Annotated in this window: 17 protein-coding genes; 7 read left to right on the top strand and 10 right to left on the bottom strand. The window is 71.7% G+C overall.

Annotation, left to right across the window (positions count from 1 at the left end):
• Positions 1 to 55 precede the first annotated feature (55 nt).
• From ACTEI_RS22545 to araA, 4 genes are read left to right on the top strand one after another with little or no spacing between them, the layout of a single operon-like run.
• A complete protein-coding gene (locus tag ACTEI_RS22545; protein WP_122979471.1) occupies positions 56 to 1588 on the top strand; it encodes a sugar ABC transporter ATP-binding protein in 1533 nt (510 codons plus the stop codon).
• Positions 1585 to 2604 carry an ABC transporter permease gene (locus tag ACTEI_RS22540; protein WP_122979470.1) on the top strand — a complete coding sequence of 340 codons (1020 nt, stop codon included), beginning with the start codon at positions 1585 to 1587 and terminating at the stop codon, positions 2602 to 2604. The genes ACTEI_RS22545 and ACTEI_RS22540 overlap by 4 nt, the downstream gene beginning before the upstream one ends.
• Positions 2601 to 3617, top strand: a complete 1017-nt coding sequence (gene yjfF / locus ACTEI_RS22535) for a galactofuranose ABC transporter, permease protein YjfF (protein ID WP_122979469.1) — start codon at positions 2601 to 2603, stop codon at positions 3615 to 3617. Before ACTEI_RS22540 ends, yjfF begins: the two co-directional genes overlap by 4 nt.
• Positions 3614 to 5098 carry an L-arabinose isomerase gene (gene araA / locus ACTEI_RS22530; RefSeq protein ID WP_122979468.1) on the top strand — a complete coding sequence of 495 codons (1485 nt, stop codon included), beginning with the start codon at positions 3614 to 3616 and terminating at the stop codon, positions 5096 to 5098. Before yjfF ends, araA begins: the two co-directional genes overlap by 4 nt.
• 40 nt (positions 5099 to 5138) lie before the next feature.
• On the opposite strand, the gene ACTEI_RS22525 is transcribed toward araA, so the two are convergent.
• Positions 5139 to 5846, bottom strand: coding sequence for a LamG-like jellyroll fold domain-containing protein (locus ACTEI_RS22525; protein WP_122979467.1), 708 nt, complete (start codon positions 5844 to 5846; stop codon positions 5139 to 5141).
• 256 nt (positions 5847 to 6102) lie between these two features.
• Between ACTEI_RS22525 and ACTEI_RS22520 the strand changes: the two genes are divergently transcribed.
• Positions 6103 to 6783: a hypothetical protein gene (locus ACTEI_RS22520; RefSeq protein ID WP_122979466.1), complete on the top strand. Its 681-nt coding sequence runs from the start codon at positions 6103 to 6105 to the stop codon at positions 6781 to 6783.
• A gap of 124 nt (positions 6784 to 6907) precedes the next feature.
• Here ACTEI_RS22520 and ACTEI_RS22515 read toward each other — a convergent pair whose 3' ends face one another.
• Positions 6908 to 8545 (bottom strand): amidohydrolase, encoded by a 1638-nt coding sequence (locus tag ACTEI_RS22515; RefSeq protein WP_122979465.1) that lies wholly within the window; start codon positions 8543 to 8545, stop codon positions 6908 to 6910.
• Positions 8546 to 8558: 13 nt separating this feature from the next.
• A complete protein-coding gene (locus tag ACTEI_RS37250) occupies positions 8559 to 9899 on the bottom strand; it encodes a hypothetical protein (protein ID WP_164466044.1) in 1341 nt (446 codons plus the stop codon).
• 201 nt (positions 9900 to 10100) lie between these two features.
• Between ACTEI_RS37250 and ACTEI_RS22505 the strand changes: the two genes are divergently transcribed.
• Both ACTEI_RS22505 and ACTEI_RS22500 read left to right on the top strand, forming a co-directional pair.
• Positions 10101 to 10661: a TetR/AcrR family transcriptional regulator gene (locus ACTEI_RS22505; protein ID WP_122979464.1), complete on the top strand. Its 561-nt coding sequence runs from the start codon at positions 10101 to 10103 to the stop codon at positions 10659 to 10661.
• Between the two features lie 15 nt (positions 10662 to 10676).
• Complete coding sequence (locus ACTEI_RS22500; protein ID WP_122979463.1) at positions 10677 to 12875, top strand: MMPL family transporter; 2199 nt, start codon at positions 10677 to 10679, stop codon at positions 12873 to 12875.
• A 669-nt stretch (positions 12876 to 13544) separates the two neighbouring features.
• Here the strand turns inward: ACTEI_RS22500 and ACTEI_RS22495 are convergent.
• The 7 genes from ACTEI_RS22495 to ACTEI_RS22465 form a co-directional block, all read right to left on the bottom strand.
• Positions 13545 to 14654, bottom strand: a complete 1110-nt coding sequence (locus ACTEI_RS22495) for a glycoside hydrolase family 53 protein (RefSeq protein ID WP_122979462.1) — start codon at positions 14652 to 14654, stop codon at positions 13545 to 13547.
• A gap of 58 nt (positions 14655 to 14712) precedes the next feature.
• Complete coding sequence (locus ACTEI_RS22490; protein ID WP_122979461.1) at positions 14713 to 14910, bottom strand: hypothetical protein; 198 nt, start codon at positions 14908 to 14910, stop codon at positions 14713 to 14715.
• Positions 14862 to 15170: a glycosyl hydrolase 53 family protein gene (locus tag ACTEI_RS22485; protein WP_122979460.1), complete on the bottom strand. Its 309-nt coding sequence runs from the start codon at positions 15168 to 15170 to the stop codon at positions 14862 to 14864. Before ACTEI_RS22485 ends, ACTEI_RS22490 begins: the two co-directional genes overlap by 49 nt.
• A 96-nt stretch (positions 15171 to 15266) precedes the next feature.
• The gene (locus tag ACTEI_RS22480) at positions 15267 to 16283 is read right to left on the bottom strand and encodes a LacI family DNA-binding transcriptional regulator (RefSeq protein ID WP_239082468.1); all 1017 of its coding nucleotides are present in this window, start codon (positions 16281 to 16283) and stop codon (positions 15267 to 15269) included.
• 27 nt (positions 16284 to 16310) lie between these two features.
• Positions 16311 to 17165: a carbohydrate ABC transporter permease gene (locus ACTEI_RS22475; protein WP_122979458.1), complete on the bottom strand. Its 855-nt coding sequence runs from the start codon at positions 17163 to 17165 to the stop codon at positions 16311 to 16313.
• A 1-nt stretch (position 17166) separates the two neighbouring features.
• On the bottom strand, positions 17167 to 18147 hold the full coding sequence (locus ACTEI_RS22470) for a carbohydrate ABC transporter permease (protein ID WP_122979457.1): 981 nt from the start codon (positions 18145 to 18147) through the stop codon (positions 17167 to 17169).
• Positions 18148 to 18206: 59 nt separating this feature from the next.
• Positions 18207 to 19523 (bottom strand): ABC transporter substrate-binding protein, encoded by a 1317-nt coding sequence (locus ACTEI_RS22465; RefSeq protein WP_122979456.1) that lies wholly within the window; start codon positions 19521 to 19523, stop codon positions 18207 to 18209.
• Positions 19524 to 19710: the final 187 nt, after the last annotated feature.

The raw sequence follows: 19710 nt of genomic DNA, 5'->3' as shown, positions 1-19710 counted from the left end.
GGTGCGGACCGTCCCGGGCCCGGGACGGTCCGCACGCCGCGGAACGGAGTGCACGATGGGTGAACCCATAACCGAACCGGTCCTCGAGATGACCGGCATCCGCAAGGTCTTCCCCGGCGTCGTCGCCCTGGACGGCGTCGACTTTCGGCTGTTCCCCGGCGAGGTGCACGCCCTGATGGGCGAGAACGGCGCCGGCAAGTCCACCCTGATCAAGGTCCTCACCGGCGTCTACGAGGTCGACGGCGGCGAGATCCGGCTGGCCGGCCGGACGGTCCGGATCAGCGGGCCGCTGGCCGCCCAGAAGGTCGGGATCAGCACCGTCTACCAGGAGGTCAACCTCTGCACCAACCTCTCGGTGGCGGAGAACATCTTCATCGGCCGGGAACCGCGGCGCTTCGGCAAGATCCAGTGGGGACGGATGCGCAGGCGCTCCGCCGAGCTGCTCCGCCGGCTCGACCTCGATCTCGACGTCACCGCGCCGCTGAGCAGCTATTCGCTGGCCATCCAGCAGATGGTGGCGATCGCCCGGGCGATCGACATCGACGCCCGGGTACTCATCCTCGACGAGCCGACGTCCAGTCTGGACGCCTCCGAGGTGGAGCAGCTGTTCACGGTGATGCGCCGGCTCAAGGCCGACGGTGTGGCGATCCTGTTCGTCTCGCACTTCCTGGACCAGATCTACGAGGTCTCCGACCGGCTGACCGTGTTGCGCAACGGCCAGCTCATCGGTGAGTACCGCACCGCCGAGCTGACCCAGGTGCAGCTCGTCCAGAAGATGATCGGCAAGGAGCTGGCCGAGCTGGAGGGCCTGGAGGACAAGGCGCAGCGCTCCCGGACCGGGACCGCCGGCGCCGCACCGGTCCTGCAGGCCCGGGGCGTCGGCCGGGCCGGGGCGATCGCCCCGTTCGACCTGACCATCCACGCCGGCGAGGTGGTCGGCCTGGCCGGGTTGCTCGGTTCCGGCCGGACCGAGCTGGCCCGGCTGCTCTTCGGCGCGGACCGGGCCGACCAGGGCGAGCTGACCATCGACGGCAAGCCGGTCACGCTGCGCGACCCCCAGGCGGCGATGAAGCGGGGGATCGCCTTCTCCTCGGAGAACCGCCGCACCGAGGGCATCATCGGCGACCTGAGCGTGCGGGAGAACATCATCCTGGCTCTGCAGGCCGCCCGCGGCTGGGCGCGCCCGATCCCGCGCCGCAAGCAGGACGAGATCGTCGACAAGTACATCAAGGCCCTGCAGATCCGGCCGGCCGACCCGGAGCGCCCGGTCCGCAACCTGTCCGGCGGCAACCAGCAGAAGGTGCTGCTGGCCCGCTGGCTGATCACCGAGCCGCGGCTGCTCATCATCGACGAGCCGACCCGGGGCATCGACGTCGGCGCCAAGGCGGAGATCCAGAAGCTGGTCGCCGAGCTGTCCGACGGCGGCATGGCGGTGCTGTTCGTCAGCGCCGAGCTGGAGGAGGTCCTCCGGCTCAGTCACAAGATCGCGGTACTGCGGGACCGGCGGCTGGTCGAGGAACTGGACAACACCGCCGGGGTCGACGCCGATCGCATCATGCAGACCATCGCCAGCGGAGCTACCTCATGACCATCCTGAAGAACCGGCTGTTCTGGCCCGCCGCCATCCTGGTGGCGCTGCTGGTCGTCAACGTGTTCACCTCCAACCAGTTCCTGACCGTCCACGACGGCCACCTGTTCGGCACGCTGATCGACATCCTGCGTGGCAGCGCGCCGCTGGTCCTGGTCGCGCTGGGCATGACGCTGGTGATCGCCACCGGCGGCATCGACCTGTCGGTCGGCTCGGTGATGGCGATCTCCGGCGCGGTGGCCTGCCTGCTGATCAAAGACCTCGGCGACCAGAACGCGGCCGGCCCGGTGCTGCTGATCATGGCGATCGCGATCGCCGTCTCGGCCGTGCTCGGCCTGTGGAACGGGGCGCTGGTCGCGGTGGTCGGGATCCAGCCGATCATCGCCACGCTCATCCTGATGGTGGCCGGGCGCGGTGTCGCGCAGCTGATCACCGACGGGCAGATCATCAACGTGCAGTCCAGCCCGTACGCGACCATCGCCTCCGGGTTCTTCCTCGCGCTGCCGGTGGCGTTCCTGATCGCGATGGCCGCGGTGGCGCTGATCGTGGTGCTGACCCGGCGTACCGCCCTCGGCCTGCTGCTGGAGTCGGTCGGCGGCAGCCCGAGCGCCAGCCGGCTGGCCGGCATCCGGGCGCGCCGCATCACCGTGATGGTGTACGTGGTGTCCGGCGCGTTCGCCGGCCTGGCCGGTCTGATCTACAGCGCCAACATCAAGAGCGCGGACAGCATCTCGGCCGGCAACCTGATCGAGCTCGACGCCATCCTGGCCGTCGTGATCGGTGGCACCGCGCTGATCGGCGGCCGGTTCTCCCTGGCCGGCACGGTGATCGGCGCGATCCTGATCCAGACGCTGTCCATCACGGTCGTCGCCATCGGCGTTCCGGCCAAGGCCACGCTGCTGTTCAAGGCGGTCGTCGTGGTCGTCCTCTGCCTGTCCCAGTCCACGACCTTCCGGGAGAAGGTGCTCGGGCGCTTCAAGCCGCGCCCGGCTGTCCGGGCGGAGGTGCCCGCATGACCATCATGAGTCCCCAGGCGGTCTCCAAGGACCCGGCGGTCAACCCGCGCCGCCGGGTCTACCGGCCGAACGCCAAGTACGTCCCGATCCTGGCGACCCTGTCGCTGCTGCTGGTCATGTACCTCAGCGGGGTGGCCAACTACGAGAACTTCGGCCAGCCCAGCGTCGTGGTCAACCTGTTCCGCGACAACGCGGTCCTGCTGGTGGTCGCGGTCGGGATGACGTTCGTGATCATCACCGGCGGCATCGACCTGTCGGTCGGCGCGGTCATCTCGCTCACCACCACGCTGACCGCGACCCTGCTGCAGGGCGGCTGGCCACCGCTGCTGGTCCTGCCGCTGGTGCTGCTGCTCGGCGCGCTGCTCGGCGCCGGCATGGGGGCGGTGATCCACTTCTTCAAGGTGGAGCCGTTCATCGCCACCCTGGCCGGGCTGTTCCTGGCCCGGGGCCTGGCGCTGTTCATCAACCAGGAGTCCATCCCGATCCGCGACGAGCTCTGGCGCAGCCTCTCCGACCTGCGCATCCCGCTGGCCGACGGGGTCAAGACCACGCCGATCGCGATCGTCGCGCTGGCGTCGGTGCTGATCGCGGCGGCGGTGCTGGCCTGGACCCGATTCGGCCGCAACGTCTACGCGATCGGCGGCAGCGCCGACTCGGCGCTGCTGATGGGCCTGCCGGTCGGGCGCACCCGGATCGCGGTGTACACGCTCAGCGGCTTCTGCGCGGCGCTCGGCGGCGTGCTGTTCAGCATCAACTCCACCTCCGGCTGGGCGCTGCAGGGCAACGGCCTGGAGCTGGACGCGATCGCCGCCTGCGTGATCGGCGGCGTGCTGCTCACCGGCGGCTCCGGGTACGTCTTGGGCACGCTGCTGGGCGTGCTGGTCACCGGCCTGATTCAAACCATCATCAATTTCCAGGGTGACCTGAACTCGGCGTGGACGCGGATCGTCATCGGCGTCCTGCTGTTCGGCTTCATCGTCATGCAGCGACTGGTCACACGGAGGGCACGATGAGCAACGCGGAGATCTGGTTCCTGACCGGCAGTCAGGGACTCTACGGGCCGGAGACGCTGGAGCAGGTCGCCGCGCAGTCGAAGGAGATCGCGGCGAGGCTGGACGACTCGCTCGACGTGGACGTCGTCTGGCAGCCGGTGCTGACCGGCGCGGAGCAGATCCTCGACGTCTGCCGCCGGGCCTCCGCGACGCCGGGCGTGCTCGGCGTGATCACCTGGATGCACACGTTCTCCCCGGCCAAGATGTGGATCGCCGGGCTGGACGCGCTGCGTGTCCCGCTGCTGCACCTGCACACGCAGCACAACGTGGCGCTGCCGTGGTCCGAGATCGACATGGACTTCATGAACCTCAACCAGGCCGCGCACGGCGACCGCGAGTTCGGGTTCATCGAAAGCCGGCTCGGGGTGCCGCGCAAGACGGTGGCCGGGCACGTCAGCAACCCGGCGGTCGTCGCCCGGATCGCCACCTGGGTGCGCGCCGCGCGCGGCTACGCCGCGATGCGCCACCTCAAGCTGGCCCGGTTCGGCGACAACATGCGCGACGTCGCGGTGACCGAGGGCGACAAGGTCGAGGCGCAGCTGCGCTTCGGCGTCTCGGTCAACACGTACGGCGTGAACGACCTGGTCGCCGTGGTGGACCAGATCGGCGACGCGGAGATCGACAAGCTGGTCGCGGAGTACCAGGACACCTACGAGGTGGCCGCCGAGCTGCTCGACGCCCGGCGCGAGTCGCTGCGCTACGGCGCCCGGATCGAGCTGGGCCTGCGGCAGTTCCTCACCGAGGGCGGATTCGGCGCGTTCACCTCGAACTTCGAGGATCTGGGCGGGCTGCGCCAGCTGCCCGGCCTGGCGGTGCAGCGGCTGATGGCCGACGGCTACGGCTTCGGCGGCGAGGGCGACTGGAAGACCTCGGTGCTGGTGCACACGCTCAAGGCGATGGCGCCGGGCGGCGGGACGTCCTTCATGGAGGACTACACGTACGACCTGACCCCCGGCAACGAGGTCATCCTCGGCGCGCACATGCTGGAGGTCTGCCCGTCGATCGCGGCGAGCCGGCCGAAGCTGGAGATCCACCCGCTGGGCATCGGCGGCCGTGAGGACCCGGTCCGGCTGGTCTTCGACGCCACCCCGGGGCCGGCGATCGTGCTCGGCCTGGCCGACCTGGGCGAGCGGTTCCGCCTGGTGGCCAACGAGATCGAGGTCGTCGAGCCGACCGAGCCGCTGCCCCGGCTGCCGGTCGCCCGCGCGGTCTGGAAGCCGGCCCCGTCGCTGTCCACGTCCGCCGAGTGCTGGCTGACCGCGGGCGGCCCGCACCACACCGTGCTGTCGTCCGCGGTGGGCGCGGAGGAGCTGGCCGACCTCGCCGACATGGTCGGCACCGAACTGCTGCTGATCGACTCGTCGACCACGACCCGGCAGTTCACCAAGGAGGTGCGCTGGAACCAGGCGTACCACCGGCTGGCCCGCGGCTTCGGCCGCTGAGCGCGCGGAGCGGGTGGCCGGTCCGCGGGCCGGCCACCCGCTACGCCGTCTGGATGGACAGGTAGTCCAGGTCGCCGGCGTAGTAGTCGCAGCCGACCGTGCGCTGGTCGCAGTCGAGTTTGCCGCCGATGGTCAGCGGCCAGTTGTTGTAGATCGGGCCGGTCCAGCCCTCCCGGCCGGCGACCCGCCGTCCGTCGATCGCCAGCGCCACCCCGGTGCTCACCCGCACGCAGGTGACGACGTGCCAGTCGCCGTCGTTGATGGAGTACGGCGCGATCGCCTCGAGCACCCCGCGACTGCCGCGGAACAGGCACTGCACCCGCCCGTTCGGGATCTGCAGCTTGAAGTTGCCGCCCTCGGTCGTCGACTGGCCCTTCTGCACGATGTTGCCGAAGTGGTGGGTGGTGCGCAGCCGCAACGTCACCGCGAAGTCCCGGTCGCCGGGGTTGAGCGCCGAGGCGTCCGGAACCACGACCAGGTGGCCGGGCCGCGCCGGCGGGGTGTCCGGTTCCAGCCGGTCGAACCGGTAGCCGGTCGAGCCGTGGTGGAAGATCCCGGTACCGACCTCCCGCCCGATCTGCCCGTTCAGCCCGTTCCCGCTGCTGTCGATCATGCGGGTGGCGCCGGGTGGCTCGTTCATCGCCCAGTAGGCGACCTCGCCGGCGTACGCCGCGTGGGCCGCCATCGGCGTACCGGACAGGAGGGTGGTGACGGTCACCAGGGTGACCAGCGCGCGGCGGCATCGCATGGCGGTCCTCGGAAGATCTGTGAGCAGGTTTCTCATCAGACTAATGGGTCTAAACCGCCCTTAATTAGTAACCGCGTAAAACCGCTCCGAGATGCGCTCGCCGACCCTCGCTAAGGGCCCGTTCAGCTTGGTAGCATCCCGCCGATCATGGCCGACACCCTCGGCGGTCATGGCGCTCCGGAGGGTTCTTCCGCCTGCGGTGCCAGCCGGACCGGTGCGTGGCGAAGACTGACAATCAGATAAGGATCGTGTCGAAGTGCTGCTCAATGGGACTGACAGTGAGACCTCGGAGCACAAGGTGATCGCGCCCAACCCGGGTCTGCCGAACCAGGCGTTGCAGGTGCTGGCGCTGGCGCAGCGCACCGCGGAGGAGCACGTCGCGAGCGCCCAGCACCACGCGGACAAGATCCGCACGGACGCACTCGCCGCCGCCGAGCAGATCGCCCGGGACGCCCAGGCCCACGCCAGCAACGTGCGCCAGGAGGCCGACCGGGTGCTCAACGAGGCCCGCGCCGCCGCGGAGCTGATGGCCCGCGAGGCGCAGGCCCGCGCCGAGGAGGCCCGCCGGGCCGCCGACAAGATCGTCGCGGACGCCCGGCAGCGGGCCGAGACCATCGGCGCCGACGCCCTGCACGGCGCCGAGCAGCTCAAGCAGCAGGCCCAGCAGCGCTACGACGACGTGGTCGGCAGCCTCGGCGCCAAGCGCGAGGCGCTGCAGCAGCAGATCGAGGCACTGGAGAACTTCGACCGGGAGTACCGTGGCCGCCTCACCCAGTTCATGCAGGGCCAGCTGCGCGCCCTGTGGGCCGACGCGCCGCAGGTCAGCGCCGAGGTGATCGAGGAGGAGCCGGTCGCCGAGGAGTTGGAGGCCGGGCCGCGCCACGGCCACCACGCGGTCGAGGCCGCCGAGGTCGCCGAGCACGACGAGGACCGCTGAGCGCAGCGCCGGCGACGAACCGGTCCGGACCGCCGCGGTCCGGGCCGCCCCTTCCCGGTACGACCCGCGCCCGCACCGCGCCCCGCCGGCGCCCGGCCACCCGGGCTCCCGCCGTGGCGAAGACTCACGCGTGGTGGACCACTTTCCCGTCCACCAGCGTCATCACCACCGAGGCGTCACCGATCTCCGCGGCCGGGGCGGCGAACGGATCCCGGTCCAGCACCACCAGGTCGGCCCGGAACCCGGCGCGGATGCTGCCGGTGTCGTCCAGCCGGTTCACGAACGCCGACCCGGCGGTGTACGCCGTCAGCGCCGTGACCAGGTCCAGCCGCTGCCCCGGCAGGAACGGCGGATAGCCGCCGCCGTGATGCGCCCGGTTCACCGCCACGTGGATGCCCTGCACCGGGTCGGGCGTGCTCACCGGCCAGTCGCTGCCGGCCGCCAGGTGCGCCCCGGCGTCCCGCAGAGCGGCGAACGGGTACTGCCGGCGGGCCAGCTCCGGCTCCAGGAACGGGATGGTCAGCTCGTCCATCTGCGGCTCGTGCGCCGCCCAGTACGGCTGCATGTTCGCGCTCGCGCCGAGCGCCCGGAACCGCGGCACGTCGTCCGGGTGCACCACCTGCAGGTGCGCCAGGTGCGGCCGGGTGTCCCGGAAACCGTTGCGGGCGCGCGCCGCCGCGACCGCGTCCAGCGCCTCGCGTACCGCCCGGTCGCCGAGCGCGTGGAAGTGCACCTGGAAGCCGTGCGCGTCCAGCGCGGCGACGTGCTCGCGCAGCTGGGCCGGGTCGATGAAGGACAGCCCGGAGTTGGCCGTCGCGCAGCCGCACGAGTCCCGGTACGGCCGGGTCATCGCGGCGGTGAAGTTCTCCGCGATCCCGTCGAGCATCAGCTTCACGCTGTCGCTGCGCAGCCGGCCCACGGTGTGCCGATCCCGCTTGGCGAGCAGTTCCGGGATCTGCTCGGCGCCGCGGTCGCGGTCCCACCACAGCGCGCCGACGACGGTGGCGGTGAGCCGTCCGGTGGTGGCCGCCTCCAGGTACGCGTCGGAGACGTCCGGATAGCCGTTCGTCGCGCAGAGCATCGCGTCCTGCCAGGCGGTGACGCCCAGCGAGTGCAGCAGCGCCTGTGCGCGCAGCAGCCCGGCCAGCCGCTCGGCCGGTGTGACCTCGGGCAGCAAACGGGCCACCAGCTGCATGGCGCCCTCCTGCAGGCCGCCGGCCGGCTCGCCGTCCGGGCGGCGGTCGATCCGGCCGTCCACCGGGTCCGGTGTACCGGGGCCGATCCCGGCGAGCTCCAGGGCGCGGCTGTTCACCCAGGCGCCGTGGTGGTCCCGGTTGATCAGATGGACCGGGCGGTCCGGGACCACCCGGTCGAGCAGCTCACGGCCCGGCACGCCGCCGGGGAAGGCCTCCATCGCCCAGCCCCCGCCGCTGATCCACTCCCGGTCGGGGTGCGCGTCGGCGTACTCCCGGACGCGGCGCAGGTACTCGTCGAGGTCGGTGGTGCCGGTCAGGTCGCACTGGTTCAGCTCGACGCCGCCCATCACCGCGTGCACGTGCGCGTCCTGGAAGCCGGGCAGCAGCAGCCGGCCGGCCAGGTCGATCGTCTCGGTGCGCGGGCCGGTCAGGTCGCGTACGTCGTCGGCGCCGACCGCGATGATCCGCCCGTCACGCACCGCGACCGTGGTGGCCGGTCCGCGCAGCGGGTCGGCGGTGAAGACGGGACCGTTGGTGAGCACGAGGTCGGCGGGAGCGCTGCGCATGCGCCCCACTCAATCACGGCCGGCGTGCCGGCGCGGGGCCCGCCCGCCGGGTCCGGTTCGCCCGCCGGGTCCGGTTCGCCCGCCGGGTCAGGTTCGCCCGCCGGGTCCGGTTCGCCTGCCGGGTCCGGCTCGCCCGCCCGGTCCGGTTCGCCCGCCGGGTCCGGCCGGTCCGTCCGGGCCGCGTGCTCGTCCGGGTCGTCCGGTGCGGCGAGGTGCTCGTCCGTTCGGGCCATGCGCTCGTCCGGCGCGGCCCGGTCCGCGTCTCGCCGGCGAGCAGCAGTGCGATCAGCAGGACCAGGCAGGCGATCGAGCCGGCCGCCGGCCCGCTGGTCAGCCCGGCTACCGCCGCCAGGTAGCCCAGCAGCAGCGCCAGCGCCTGCCGCCGGAGCCGTCGGGTGCCGCCGGCCAGCACGAACGCCGCCACCGTGGCGACCGCGACCGGCGCCCAGTAGTAGCGCAGGCTGACCGGGTCGGTGAGCAGCCGCACCAGGTTGGCGGCGGCCGGGGCGGCCGCGTAGACCAGCCGCTGGTCGCGGAACCGGTAGGCGACCGCGGCGCAGCCGCCGGCCACCAGCACGGCCTGGACCAGCCGCAACGGCCAGGTCACCACCTCCAGGCCGGGCAGCAGCAGGTGGACCAGGGTATCCGGGTTGACCTCCCACACGTGGCCGAACATGCCGAAATGACCGCTCAGCACGAACGGCAGGTAGGCGGCGACACCGACGGCGCCGGCGAGCACCCAGGACCGGAACGCGCGCAGCGGACCGGTCACCGCGAGCAGGCACGGGAAACCCAGGACCGCCCAGGGGGCGATGGCGACCGAGGCGCCCAGCAGCACGGCCGCGGTCACGGTCCGCCCGCGGCGGTGCAGCAGACTCGCGTACGCCCACAGCGCCGGGATGGCCAGCTCCGCCGGGTGCCCCTCCCACGGGATCGGCAGCGCCAGCCAGAGCAGGGCGAGCAGGCCGGTCGCGCTCTCCCGCAGGGCGCGCCCGACACCCGGCCCGGGGCTGAACCGGCGGCAGAGCGCCATCGCACCCAGCACCAGCGCCACGTTCACCGTGACCAGCACCGGTAGCGCCGGCAGGGCACCCGGGCTGCCGATCATCAGCAGCCGGCTGATCAGGAACTGGAGCGGGCCGGCCTGATTCCATCCGGAGTCGTAGATGCCGTCCAGCTGTCCGCTCAGCATCCGCCGACCGGCGGCGGCGAAGTCGGCGAGGTCCAGCGGCGGCTCGGTCACGGCCAGCGCGAGCAGCGCGGCGCACACGGCGGCGAACGGCCGGCGACCCCGCAGCATGGTCGCCGCCCAGCCGGGCAGGGCGGGGTGGGAGTGTCGGGCGGTCTGCTGCACGGCCTTCTGGTCGGCATCGAGAGCGGCGGTGCCGGGTGCGGCCGGGGAGCCGCTCGGGTGCGCAGGCGCCGGCCGGGCGGGTGCTCCGCGCCGGGATTGAAGCCCGGTCCGGCGGGTAACCAGGGCCCAGTGTCACCAACTGTGGGGACCAACACGGTCCCTGGAGGACCGATCTGGTCCACTACGGTCTACGGTGGTCCCATGCCCCGTCCCACCAAGCAGCAGATCGACGACGAGATCCTCGACGCCGCCGCCCACCTTTTCGCCCGGCACGGCTTCAAGGAGACGTCGGTGCAGCGCATCGCCGACGCGGTGGGCTACTCCAAGACCGGCCTGCTGCACCGCTTCCCCACCAAGGAGGCACTGCAGGAGGCGGTCGTCGAGCGCTGCGTGGGGCAGCTGCGTGAGATCGCCACGACGGTGGTCACGCTGCCCGCCGGTCCGGATCGGGACCGGTCGGTGATCAGCGGGATCGCCCGGCTCGCGCTGGGCCAGCCCGGTGTGGTCGCGCTGCTGCTGTCCTGCCTGCTGGCCGAGCCGGAGAGCGACTTCGGCGCGGCGCTCGAAATGATCGGCGGGGAGGTCGCCGCCGCGTTCGGCGACGAACCCTTCGTCGATCCGCGGCGGGCGATCCGGGTCACCGGCGCGCTCGGCGCGCTCGCGGTGGCCAGTGTCGCCATGCGGGATTGCATCACGGCGGACGCGGTCACCACGCTCGTCGACGTCGCCTACGACGCGCTCGGGCATTCCTCCACCCACTGAACAAGGGACCACCTCATGGCAACGCTGTTGCATCGCCTCGGCCTCGGGGCCGTCCGGCATCGCATCATCGTCACGGTCGTCTGGTTGCTCGCCCTGCTGGCCGTGGCCTTCGGCGCGGTCAAGCTCTCCGGCGAGACCGTCAACACGTTCCGGATTCCCGGCCAGGAGTCCACCATCGCGCTGGACCTGATGAAGGACCGGTTCGGGGACGCGTCGGCCGGCGCCTCGGTGCAGGTGGTGTTCGCGGCGCCGGCCGGGCAGAAGATCACCGACCAGGCGAACGCGGGCCAGGTCGCGCAGACCGTGGCCGCGCTCGGCAAACTGCCCGGCGTGGTGGCGGCCAGCAACCCGCTCGACCCGCAGGCGCCCGCCGTGTCGCGGGACCAGACCGCGGCGTACAGCACGGTCAGCTACGGGGTGCAGCCCTCCGAGGTCACCGACGAGGCCCGGGAGGCGATCACCGAGGCGCTGGTCCAGGCGCGCAGTGGCGGCCTGACCGTCGAGGCGCGCGGTGAGGCGCTGAGCAACGCCGCCGACATCGGCGGCGCCTCCGAGGGCATCGGTGTCGTCGTCGCGCTGGTCGTGCTGGCGCTCAGCTACGGCTCCCTGGTCGCCGCCGGGATGAACCTGCTGACCGCGATCATCGGGGTCGGCATCGGCGTCGCCGGCATCACCACGCTCTCCGGCTTCGTGCAGCTGCAGTCGACCACCCCGATCCTGGCCGTCATGCTGGGCCTCGCGGTCGGCATCGACTACGCGCTGTTCATCGTCACCCGGTTCCGGCACGAGCTGCGCGCCGGCAAGGACGTGGAGTCCGCCGCGGCGTACGCGGTGGGCACCGCCGGTTCCGCGGTGGTGACCGCCGGTCTGACCGTGGTGATCGCGTTGGCCGGCCTCTCCGTGGTCGGCATCCCGTTCCTCACCGAGATGGGCCTGGCCGCCTCGGCCACCATCGTGGTCGCGGTGCTCGTCGCGATCACCCTGGTCCCGGCGATCCTCGGCTTCATCGGGCTGCGGGCGCTGCCGCGCAAGCTGCGCCACATCCACCCGGCCGAGCAGGACGAGCTGCCGGACGGGCGCGGCTTCATCCGTGGCTGGGCGCACACGGTCACCCACCAGCGCCTGATCAGCCTGCTGCTCGCCGTGCTGGCGCTCGGCGTGATCGCGCTGCCGTTCTTCAAGATGCAGACCACCCTGGCCCAGCGCTCGGCGGAGGGCAGCACCCAGGCCAAGGCCGACGCGCTGATCGACCAGCGGTTCGGCCCCGGCGTCAGCGGGCCGCTGCTGATCCTGGTGGACGGGCCGAACTCGGCGGCGTACGCGGCCACGGTGCAGAAGCAGGTCGCCGGCCTGCCGGACGTCGCCCTGGCCACCCCGGCCCGGCCGAACCAGGACCGGTCCGCCGCCCTGATCACCGTCATCCCGGCCTCCGGCGCGGAGGACGAGAAGACCGTCGACCTGGTGCACGCGATCCGCGACACGGTCGCCGACGGCGACGGCGCCCAGGTGTACGTCACCGGTCAGACCGCGATCAGCATCGACGTGTCGCAGAAGCTCAACGACGCGCTGCCGGTCTACCTGGCGCTCGTCGTCGGCCTGGCGTTCGTGCTGCTGGTGCTGGTGTTCCGCTCGCTGCTGGTGCCGGTGGTCGGCGTGCTCGGCTTCCTGCTCACCATCGGCTCGGCGTTCGGCGCCACGGTCGCGGTGTTCCAGTGGGGCTGGCTCGCCGACGTGGTCAACGCCGGCTCGACCGGCCCGATCATCAGCCTCGCGCCGATCATCATCGTCGGCATCCTGTTCGGCCTGGCCATGGACTACCAGGTGTTCCTGGTGTCGCGGATGCACGAGGCGCACGCCCACGGCGCGGCCCCGCGCGACGCGATCGTCACCGGTTTCCGGCAGGCCGCCCCGGTCGTCCTCGCCGCCGCGACCATCATGTTCGCGGTGTTCGCGGCGTTCGTCCCGGAGGGCAACGACACGGTCAAGCCGATCGCGTTCGCCCTGGCGGTCGGCATCGCGTTCGACGCCTTCGTGATCCGGATGATCGCGGTCCCGGCGGCGCTGGCCCTGCTCGGCCGCTCCGCGTGGTGGCTGCCGAGCTGGCTGCGCTGGCTGCCGGAGCTCGACGTCGAGGGCGCCGCACTGGAACGCAAGGCGGCCGCCGCCCGCGCCGCCGCAACGGCCGGCGACCAGCCGCACACCGCGTCGGTCTGACCCCACCCGGGCGGCGCCGCACCCGCGGCGCCGCCCGCGGTGTATCCGCGGTGTGCTGCCCGCGGTGTATCGGCGGTGTGCTGCCCGCGGTGTATCGGCGGTGTGCTGCCGCGGTGTATCGGCGGTGTGCTGCCCGCGGTGTATCGGCGGTGTGCTGCCCGCGGTGTATCGGCGGTGTGCTGCCCGCGGTGTATCGGCGGTGTGCTGCCCGCGGTGTATCGGCGGTGTGCTGCCCGCGGTGTATCGGCGGTGTGCTGCCCGCCGCGTATCCGCAGCGTGCCCCCGCCGTGTATTCGAGGTGCTGCCGTGCCTGCATCCGCGGCGCGCCGCTCCAGGGCCCCGTCCGCGCCCCCCTTCGCCCCGTCCACCTCCTTCGCCCCATCGGCCCCTTCGCTCCAGACCCTCATCGGCGCCACCGGGAGGGGGGCGGGGTGCGCTGTGGCGGGGCAGGGTGCGTGGAGGCGGGGCGGGCGGTGCGCGGCGGCGGGGCAGGTGCGCGGTGGCGGGGCCGGCGCTGCGCGGTGGCAGGGCGGGCGGTGCGCGCGGTGGCGGGGCAGGTGCGCGGTGGCGGGGCCGGCGCTGCGCGGTGGCGGGGCGGGGTGCGCGGTGGCCGGTGGGGATGGGACCGGCCCGGCGCCGGAGCGCCGGGCCGGAGGTGACCGGAAATGGTCAGGGTGTCCACTTCACCGCGGAGTTGAACTTGCCGGTGGCGTCGAAGGTGGCCATGTTGTCCCAGCCGTCCCCGGTGCCGTTGATGTTCGCCGGGTCCCAGCCGTTGCCCTTGATGGCGTACCAGGTGGGCTCCCAGTAGAAGACGCCGATGGCGCCGGCGTTGCGGGCGGTGTTCTGGATCCAGCTGAACTCGGTGCCCTGGCCGGCCTTGGTCGCGGGCTGGCCGTCGCAGGTGGTGGTGCCGGGGATCGAGTTCTTCTCGCTGTCGGCGTCGGCGGTGGTGTACATGTACGCGGTCTCGACGACCACGACCGGCTTGCCGTACCGCGACCTCACGTCGGCGATCACGTTGTAGAGGTTCGCCAGCGTGCCGTGCCACATGCAGTAGTAGGAGAGCGCGGTGACGTCCCAGGAGACACCGGCCGCCTTGATGCCGTCGTAGAACCAGCGCGCGTTCGCGTCGCTGTCCGCGTCCGCGGTGTGGATCATGACCTGGGTTCCGCTGTTGCAGGCCTTGGTCGCGGTGTAGCCCTGCTTGAGCAGGCTGGCCAGCGGGCCGAAGTCGCTGTTCACGACCTGGCCCTTCGGCCACAGCATGCCGACGTTGATCTCGTTGCCGATCTGCACGCTGTCCGGGGTGGTGCCCTGCGCCTTGAGCGCGGTGCACACGTCGTAGGTGTAGTTGTAGACGTCGGTCTGCAGCTGGCTGAGGCTGTGCGAGCTCCACGCCGCCGGCGGGTACTGCTTGCCCGGGTCGGCCCAGGTGTCGGAGTAGTGGAAGTCGATGAGCAGCTTGAGGCCCTTGGCCTTGATCGCCTTCGCCTGCTGGAGCACCTTGGCCTTGTTGTTGTAGCCGCTGGCCGGGTTGTTCCAGACGCGCAGCCGCATGTAGTTGGCGCCGGCGCCCTTGAGGATGTCGTACGGGTCCGCCTGGGTCCCGGACGCGGTGTAGTACCTGCCGCCGAGGTCGAGCGTGCGCTGCAGCGACGACACGTCGGCGCCGAGCATGGTGAGGGTGGTGGCGGCCTGGGCGGGGGCGGGGTTGGCGGCCGTCAGCGTGACCGCGGCGAGCGCGGCCCCGACGAGGGCCCGGACACTGGTGCGCATGTCGCTCCTTCGGGGATAGGAACGCACCCGGCGCCGGGGTGGCGCCGGGGGGTCTTCGTCAGCGGCGCCGGACGACGTACGGGTTGATCCGCCCGCGGTCGTCGAACGTCGCCATGTTCTCCCGGGCGGTGCCGGAGTTCTGGATGTCCTCGGTGTCCCACCCGTTGCCGCCGATCGCGGTCCAGGTGTCGGAGCAGTGGAAGTCGGTCAGGACCTCAGGGCCGTGCCGTCTCGCCTGGCGGGCCGGCGCGACCACCCCGGCCCGGTGGTCGTAGCCGCTGGCCGGGTTGTTCGGACGCGCAGCCGCAGGTGGTTGACGCCGGCCTTCTTCAGGGTCTCGTAGGGGTCGCCGCGCCGTCCGCGCTGGTCGTAGAACGTCGCGCCGAGGTGCAGCGCGCGGGGCGGGGTGGAGACGTCCGCGCCGAGCATGGTGAGCCGGTTCCGGTCGTGCGCGGCGGCGGGGGCGGCCGGCGCCAGCAGCGGGCCGGTGGTGGCCAGGGCGAGGGTGAGTCTCATGACGCTCCTTTATTGACAAAGGGACGTTCGGCTCGTGGGGTGGGCCGGCCTCGGCGCGAGGGGGAAACCGAGGCCGGCCCGGGGGCCCGGGAAGGCTCAGGCGGGGGAGGAGGCCCGCAGCACGAGGCTGGTGGGCACGGTTATCGAGAGCGGCGTACGGCCGTTGATCACGTCGACGAGGAGCCGGACCATCTCCTCGCTGATCCGTTCCAGGGGTTGGCGCACCGTGCTCAGCGGCGGGTCGGTGGTCGCCGCCAGCCCCGAGTCGTCGAAGCCGACCACCCGCACGTCACCCGGCACCGAGCGCCCGGCGTCGCGCAGCACCGGCAGGGTGGCCGCGGCGATGGCGTCCGACGCGGCGAACACCGCGTCCACGTCCGGGCAGCGGTCCAGCAGCGTACGCATCCCGGCCGCGCCGGTCTCCCGGGCCCAGTCGCCGTGCACGATCAGGCTCTGGTCCACCGGCAGGCCGTGCGCCATCAGCGCGTCGGTGTACCCGGCCAGGCGGTCGACGCCGCCGGAGGTGTCCAGCGGGCCGGTGATCGTGGCGATCCGCCGGCGGCCCGCGGCGATCAGGTGCTCGACCGCGCTGCGCGCCCCGGCCCGGTCGTCGGCCGACACCGAGCTCATCATCTCCTCCAGGCCCAGCACCCGGCCGCACGCCACGATCGGGACCTGGGCCTGCACCAGCTGCTGCAGCAGCGGGTCACCGGAGTGCGGGGAGACCAGCAGCACCCCGTCGACGTGCCCGCCGTTGAGGTACGCGATCGTCCGGCTGCGTTCCTCGGGGGTGGAGGCGATCATCAGGATCAGGGTCAGCTCGCGGTCGGAGAGCGCCCGCGCCACGCCGCGCAGCAGCACCGAGAAGTTCGGGTCCTCGAAGAGCAGGTGCTGCGGCTCGGTGAGCAGGAACGCGATCGATCCGGAGCGTCCGGTGGCCAGCGACCGGGCGTGCTGGTTGGTGGTGTACCCGGTGCGGGCGATGGCGTCCCGGACCGCGCGCACCGCTTCCGGGCTGACCCAGTCGCGCCCGTTGAGGACCCGCGAGACGGTCGCGTACGACACCCCCGCCTCGCGCGCGACATCGCGGATGGTGGGGCGTTTGCGCGACACGTTCGGGATCATAGTGGTCACCGTGCCCTACGCCTTGACGCCACCGGCGGCCAGATCGACCTGCCAGTACCGCTGGAGGGTGAGGAACAGGGCGATCAGCGGGAGGATCGACACCAGCGCGCCGGTCACCACCGCGGTGTACATCGACGGCTGGCTCGCTCCCTGGTTGAGCAGGCCGTTCAGGCCCACCGTGAGCGGGTACAGATGATCGTCGCCGAGCATGATGTACGGCAGCATGAAATTGTTCCAGATGGCGACGAACTGGAACAGGAACACGGTGACCAGGCCGGTGCGCATCATCGGCAGCACCACCCGGCCGAACGTGCGCCAGTCGCCGGCGCCGTCGATGCGGGAGGCCTCCAGGATCTCGGTCGGCACCGCGGCGGCCGCGAAGATCCGGGCCAGGTAGATGCCGTACGGGCTGATGAAGCTGGGCAGCAGCACGGCCCAGTAGGTGTTGGTCAACCCGACCTTGGCCAGCAGCAGGTACTGCGGGATGGCCAGGATGACCCCGGGCACCAGGACGCCGGCCAGGATCACGTCGAAGACGAAGCCCTTGCCCGGGAAGTCGAACTTGGCCAGGGCGTACCCGCTCATCGCGGAGATCAGCGTGGAGACCACCGCGCCGGCGCCGGCGTACAGCGCGGTGTTGGCCATCCAGCGCCAGTACAGGCCGTCCCGGTAGCTGCTCAGGTCGGCGAGGTTGTCGAACAGGTGGGTGCTCGGGGCCAGGGTGAACGTGGAGAACAGCTCGCCGGAGCTCTTGCTCGACGCGATCAGCACCCAGATCACCGGGAGCAGGCAGTACGCGGCGCCGAGCAGCAGCAGGACGGTGGCGGTGGTGCTGCGCCGGCGCTTGCCCGGCAGGGACACCGTGGTCATGTCAGTCCTCCTGGTTGAAGGCCCGGCGTCCGACGAGCTTCAGGAAGCCGAAGGACAGGACGAACGTGGCGAGCGCGATGACCACCGAGGTGGCCGCCGCCGAGTAGATGTCGTTGCGGACGAAGGCGTCGCGGTAGACCTTCATCAGCGGGGTCCAGGTGAACGAGATGGTGTTGCTCAGCGGCTTGAGCGTCATCGGCTCGGCGAACACCTGCAGGGTGGCGATCAACGAGAAGACGAACGTCATCACCAGCGACGGCATCACGATCGGGATCTTGATGCGCCAGGCGATGGCCAGCTCGGACGCGCCGTCGATGCGGGCCGACTCGTACAGGCTGGTCGGCACGGCCCTCAGCGCGGTGTAGATGACGATCATGTTGAAGCCGGTGCCGCCCCAGATCGCGACGTTGGCCACCGCCCAGAGCACCCAGGACGAGGAGAGCAGCTCCGGCGCGGCGATCCCGGCCGCCTGCAGGGCGTCGGTGATCGGGCTGACCCGGGGCAGGTAGAGGAAGCCCCAGAGCAGCGAGGCGACCACGGCCGGCACCGCGTACGGCAGGAAGATCGCGATCCGGGCGAAGCCGCTGATCGCCGGACGGGTGCGGTTCGCGTCCAGCAGCAGGGCCATCAGCAGGGCCAGGCCGAGCATGGTGGGCACGACGATCAGGCCGTACCCGAGGATGCGGTAGACGCTGGGCAGGAACTCCCCGTCGGTCAGCGAACGGGTGTAGTTGCTCAGCCCGGCCCACACCTCGCTGCGCGACTTGGCGCCGAGCCCGAGGCCGCTGACCTTCACCTTGCGCAGGCTCAGGTAGCCGGCGTAGCCGATCGGCGCCGCCAGGAACAGTGTGAACAGCAGCAGGCCGGGGGCGAGGAAGGCGTACGGGACGCCGGCGCGCCGGGCGGCCGGTCGGGCGCGGCGGGCCGTCGCGGGTCGTGCCGCGGCGACGGTGGGACGGGGGGCGTGGGTGGTCAGCGACATCGCCGAAACCTTCCTGTCAGACCGGGTGGGACGCGCGCCGGCGCCCCACCCGGCGCGGGTCATCCGGCGACGGAGAAGCCGCTGTTCTTCATGTCCTCGACAGTGGTCTTCTGCATGGTCGCCAGCGACTCGGTGAAGGCGGCCGCCTTCTTCGACTCGGCGGCCTTGCCGAAGGCGTCGTTGAACGCGCTGTAGGCGACGTTGACGTTCGGGCCGTAGGTGAACGGCCTGGTGGTCTTCGCGGCCTCGGCGGCGATGGCGTAGAAGTCCTTCTGGTCGGCGAAGAACGCCGGCGGCTCGGTCAGCGCGGTGCTGGTGGCGTCGTTCGCGGCCGGGTAGACGTTGGCCGTGCCGGCCAGCAGTTCGAGCGCGGCCGGGTCGCTGTTGAGCCACGCGACGAACTCGGCGGCCTGCTTCTTGTGCTTGCTCTGGCTGGTGACGCTGGTCGCCGACCCGCCCCAGTTGCCGGTCGCCGGGCTGGCGGCGTCCCACTGCGGCATGAGGGCGGCCTTCCACTTGCCCAAGGTGTCCTTGGCGCTGCCCTCCAGCACGCCCGGGGCCCAGACCGCGGAGACCCAGCCGACCTGGCTGCCGTCGTTGAGCGCGGCGTTCCACTCCGGGGTGTACATCGGCTTGTTGTCGATGACGCCCTTCTCCACCAGGCCGCCCCAGTAGGAGGCGACCTTCTGGGTGGCCGCGTCGTTGATGTCGACGGTCCACGAGTCGCCGTTCATGCCCCACCAGGACGCGCCGGCCTGCTGGGCGAGACCGGCGAACAGGCCGGCGTCGGTGGCCGAGAAGGTGCCCAGGTACTGCTTCGGGTTCGCCTTGTGGATCTTCTCCGCGGCCTTGGCGTAGTCGTCCCAGGTCGTCGGGGCCGGCAGGCCGATCTTGGCGAAGACGTCGGCGCGGTAGAAGAACATCAGCGGGCCGGAGTCCTGCGGGACGCCGTAGACCGCGTCCGAGCCCAGGGTGACGCTGTTCCAGGTGGCCGCGGGGAACCTGTCCTTGAGCGAGCCGGCCTCGGCGGAGATGTCGGCGAGCGCGTCGGCGGAGACCAGAGTGGGGATCTTCTGGTACTCGGCCTGCATCACGTCCGGCGCGCCGCTGCCGGCCTTGATCGCGGTCAGCAGCTTGGTCACCGCGGGGTCGCCGCCGTCCTGCTTGTTGACCGTGACCTGGATGTTCGGGTGGGTGGAGTTCCACCCCTCGACCACCTTGTCCATGTTCGGCGCCCAGCTCCAGTAGGTCAGCGAGACCTTCTCGTCGCCGGCGCCGCCGCCGGAGGACTCGTCGTCCGAGCCGCTGCACGCGGCGGTGGTGAACAGGGTCGCCGCGGTGAGCGCGGCCAGCAGCGGGGCGTATGTCTTTCTCATCGATCCTCCTTGATCGGCTTGCTCGGGGGAGAAGAAGCCGGGGACGGGCGCAGACCTCGGTCGGTGCCTGTGACCGGTTACAGTGCTGCTGTTACGGCGATGTGTCAAGCTCTTGCGTCCGGCCCGTTAAGCCTGTGTATCGTTCGGGCCGCCGGCCTGTGACCGGTTACAGCCATGAAGCAGAGGA

This window comes from Actinoplanes teichomyceticus ATCC 31121 (genome assembly GCF_003711105.1).
GTDB lineage: Bacteria > Actinomycetota > Actinomycetes > Mycobacteriales > Micromonosporaceae > Actinoplanes > Actinoplanes teichomyceticus.
The sequence above is the reverse complement of the archived record's forward strand: the minus strand, read 5'-3'. Positions and strand labels throughout refer to the sequence as shown.

Coding starts and splice junctions, on each gene's coding strand:
- ACTEI_RS22545 (WP_122979471.1), top strand. CDS start 56: ATGGGTGAACCCATAACCGAACCGGTCCTCGAGATGACCGGCATCCGC.
- ACTEI_RS22540 (WP_122979470.1), top strand. CDS start 1,585: ATGACCATCCTGAAGAACCGGCTGTTCTGGCCCGCCGCCATCCTGGTG.
- yjfF (WP_122979469.1), top strand. CDS start 2,601: ATGACCATCATGAGTCCCCAGGCGGTCTCCAAGGACCCGGCGGTCAAC.
- araA (WP_122979468.1), top strand. CDS start 3,614: ATGAGCAACGCGGAGATCTGGTTCCTGACCGGCAGTCAGGGACTCTAC.
- ACTEI_RS22525 (WP_122979467.1), bottom strand. CDS start 5,846: ATGCGATGCCGCCGCGCGCTGGTCACCCTGGTGACCGTCACCACCCTC.
- ACTEI_RS22515 (WP_122979465.1), bottom strand. CDS start 8,545: ATGCGCAGCGCTCCCGCCGACCTCGTGCTCACCAACGGTCCCGTCTTC.
- ACTEI_RS22505 (WP_122979464.1), top strand. CDS start 10,101: ATGCCCCGTCCCACCAAGCAGCAGATCGACGACGAGATCCTCGACGCC.
- ACTEI_RS22500 (WP_122979463.1), top strand. CDS start 10,677: ATGGCAACGCTGTTGCATCGCCTCGGCCTCGGGGCCGTCCGGCATCGC.
- ACTEI_RS22495 (WP_122979462.1), bottom strand. CDS start 14,654: ATGCGCACCAGTGTCCGGGCCCTCGTCGGGGCCGCGCTCGCCGCGGTC.
- ACTEI_RS22485 (WP_122979460.1), bottom strand. CDS start 15,170: ATGAGACTCACCCTCGCCCTGGCCACCACCGGCCCGCTGCTGGCGCCG.
- ACTEI_RS22475 (WP_122979458.1), bottom strand. CDS start 17,165: ATGACCACGGTGTCCCTGCCGGGCAAGCGCCGGCGCAGCACCACCGCC.
- ACTEI_RS22470 (WP_122979457.1), bottom strand. CDS start 18,147: ATGTCGCTGACCACCCACGCCCCCCGTCCCACCGTCGCCGCGGCACGA.
- ACTEI_RS22465 (WP_122979456.1), bottom strand. CDS start 19,523: ATGAGAAAGACATACGCCCCGCTGCTGGCCGCGCTCACCGCGGCGACC.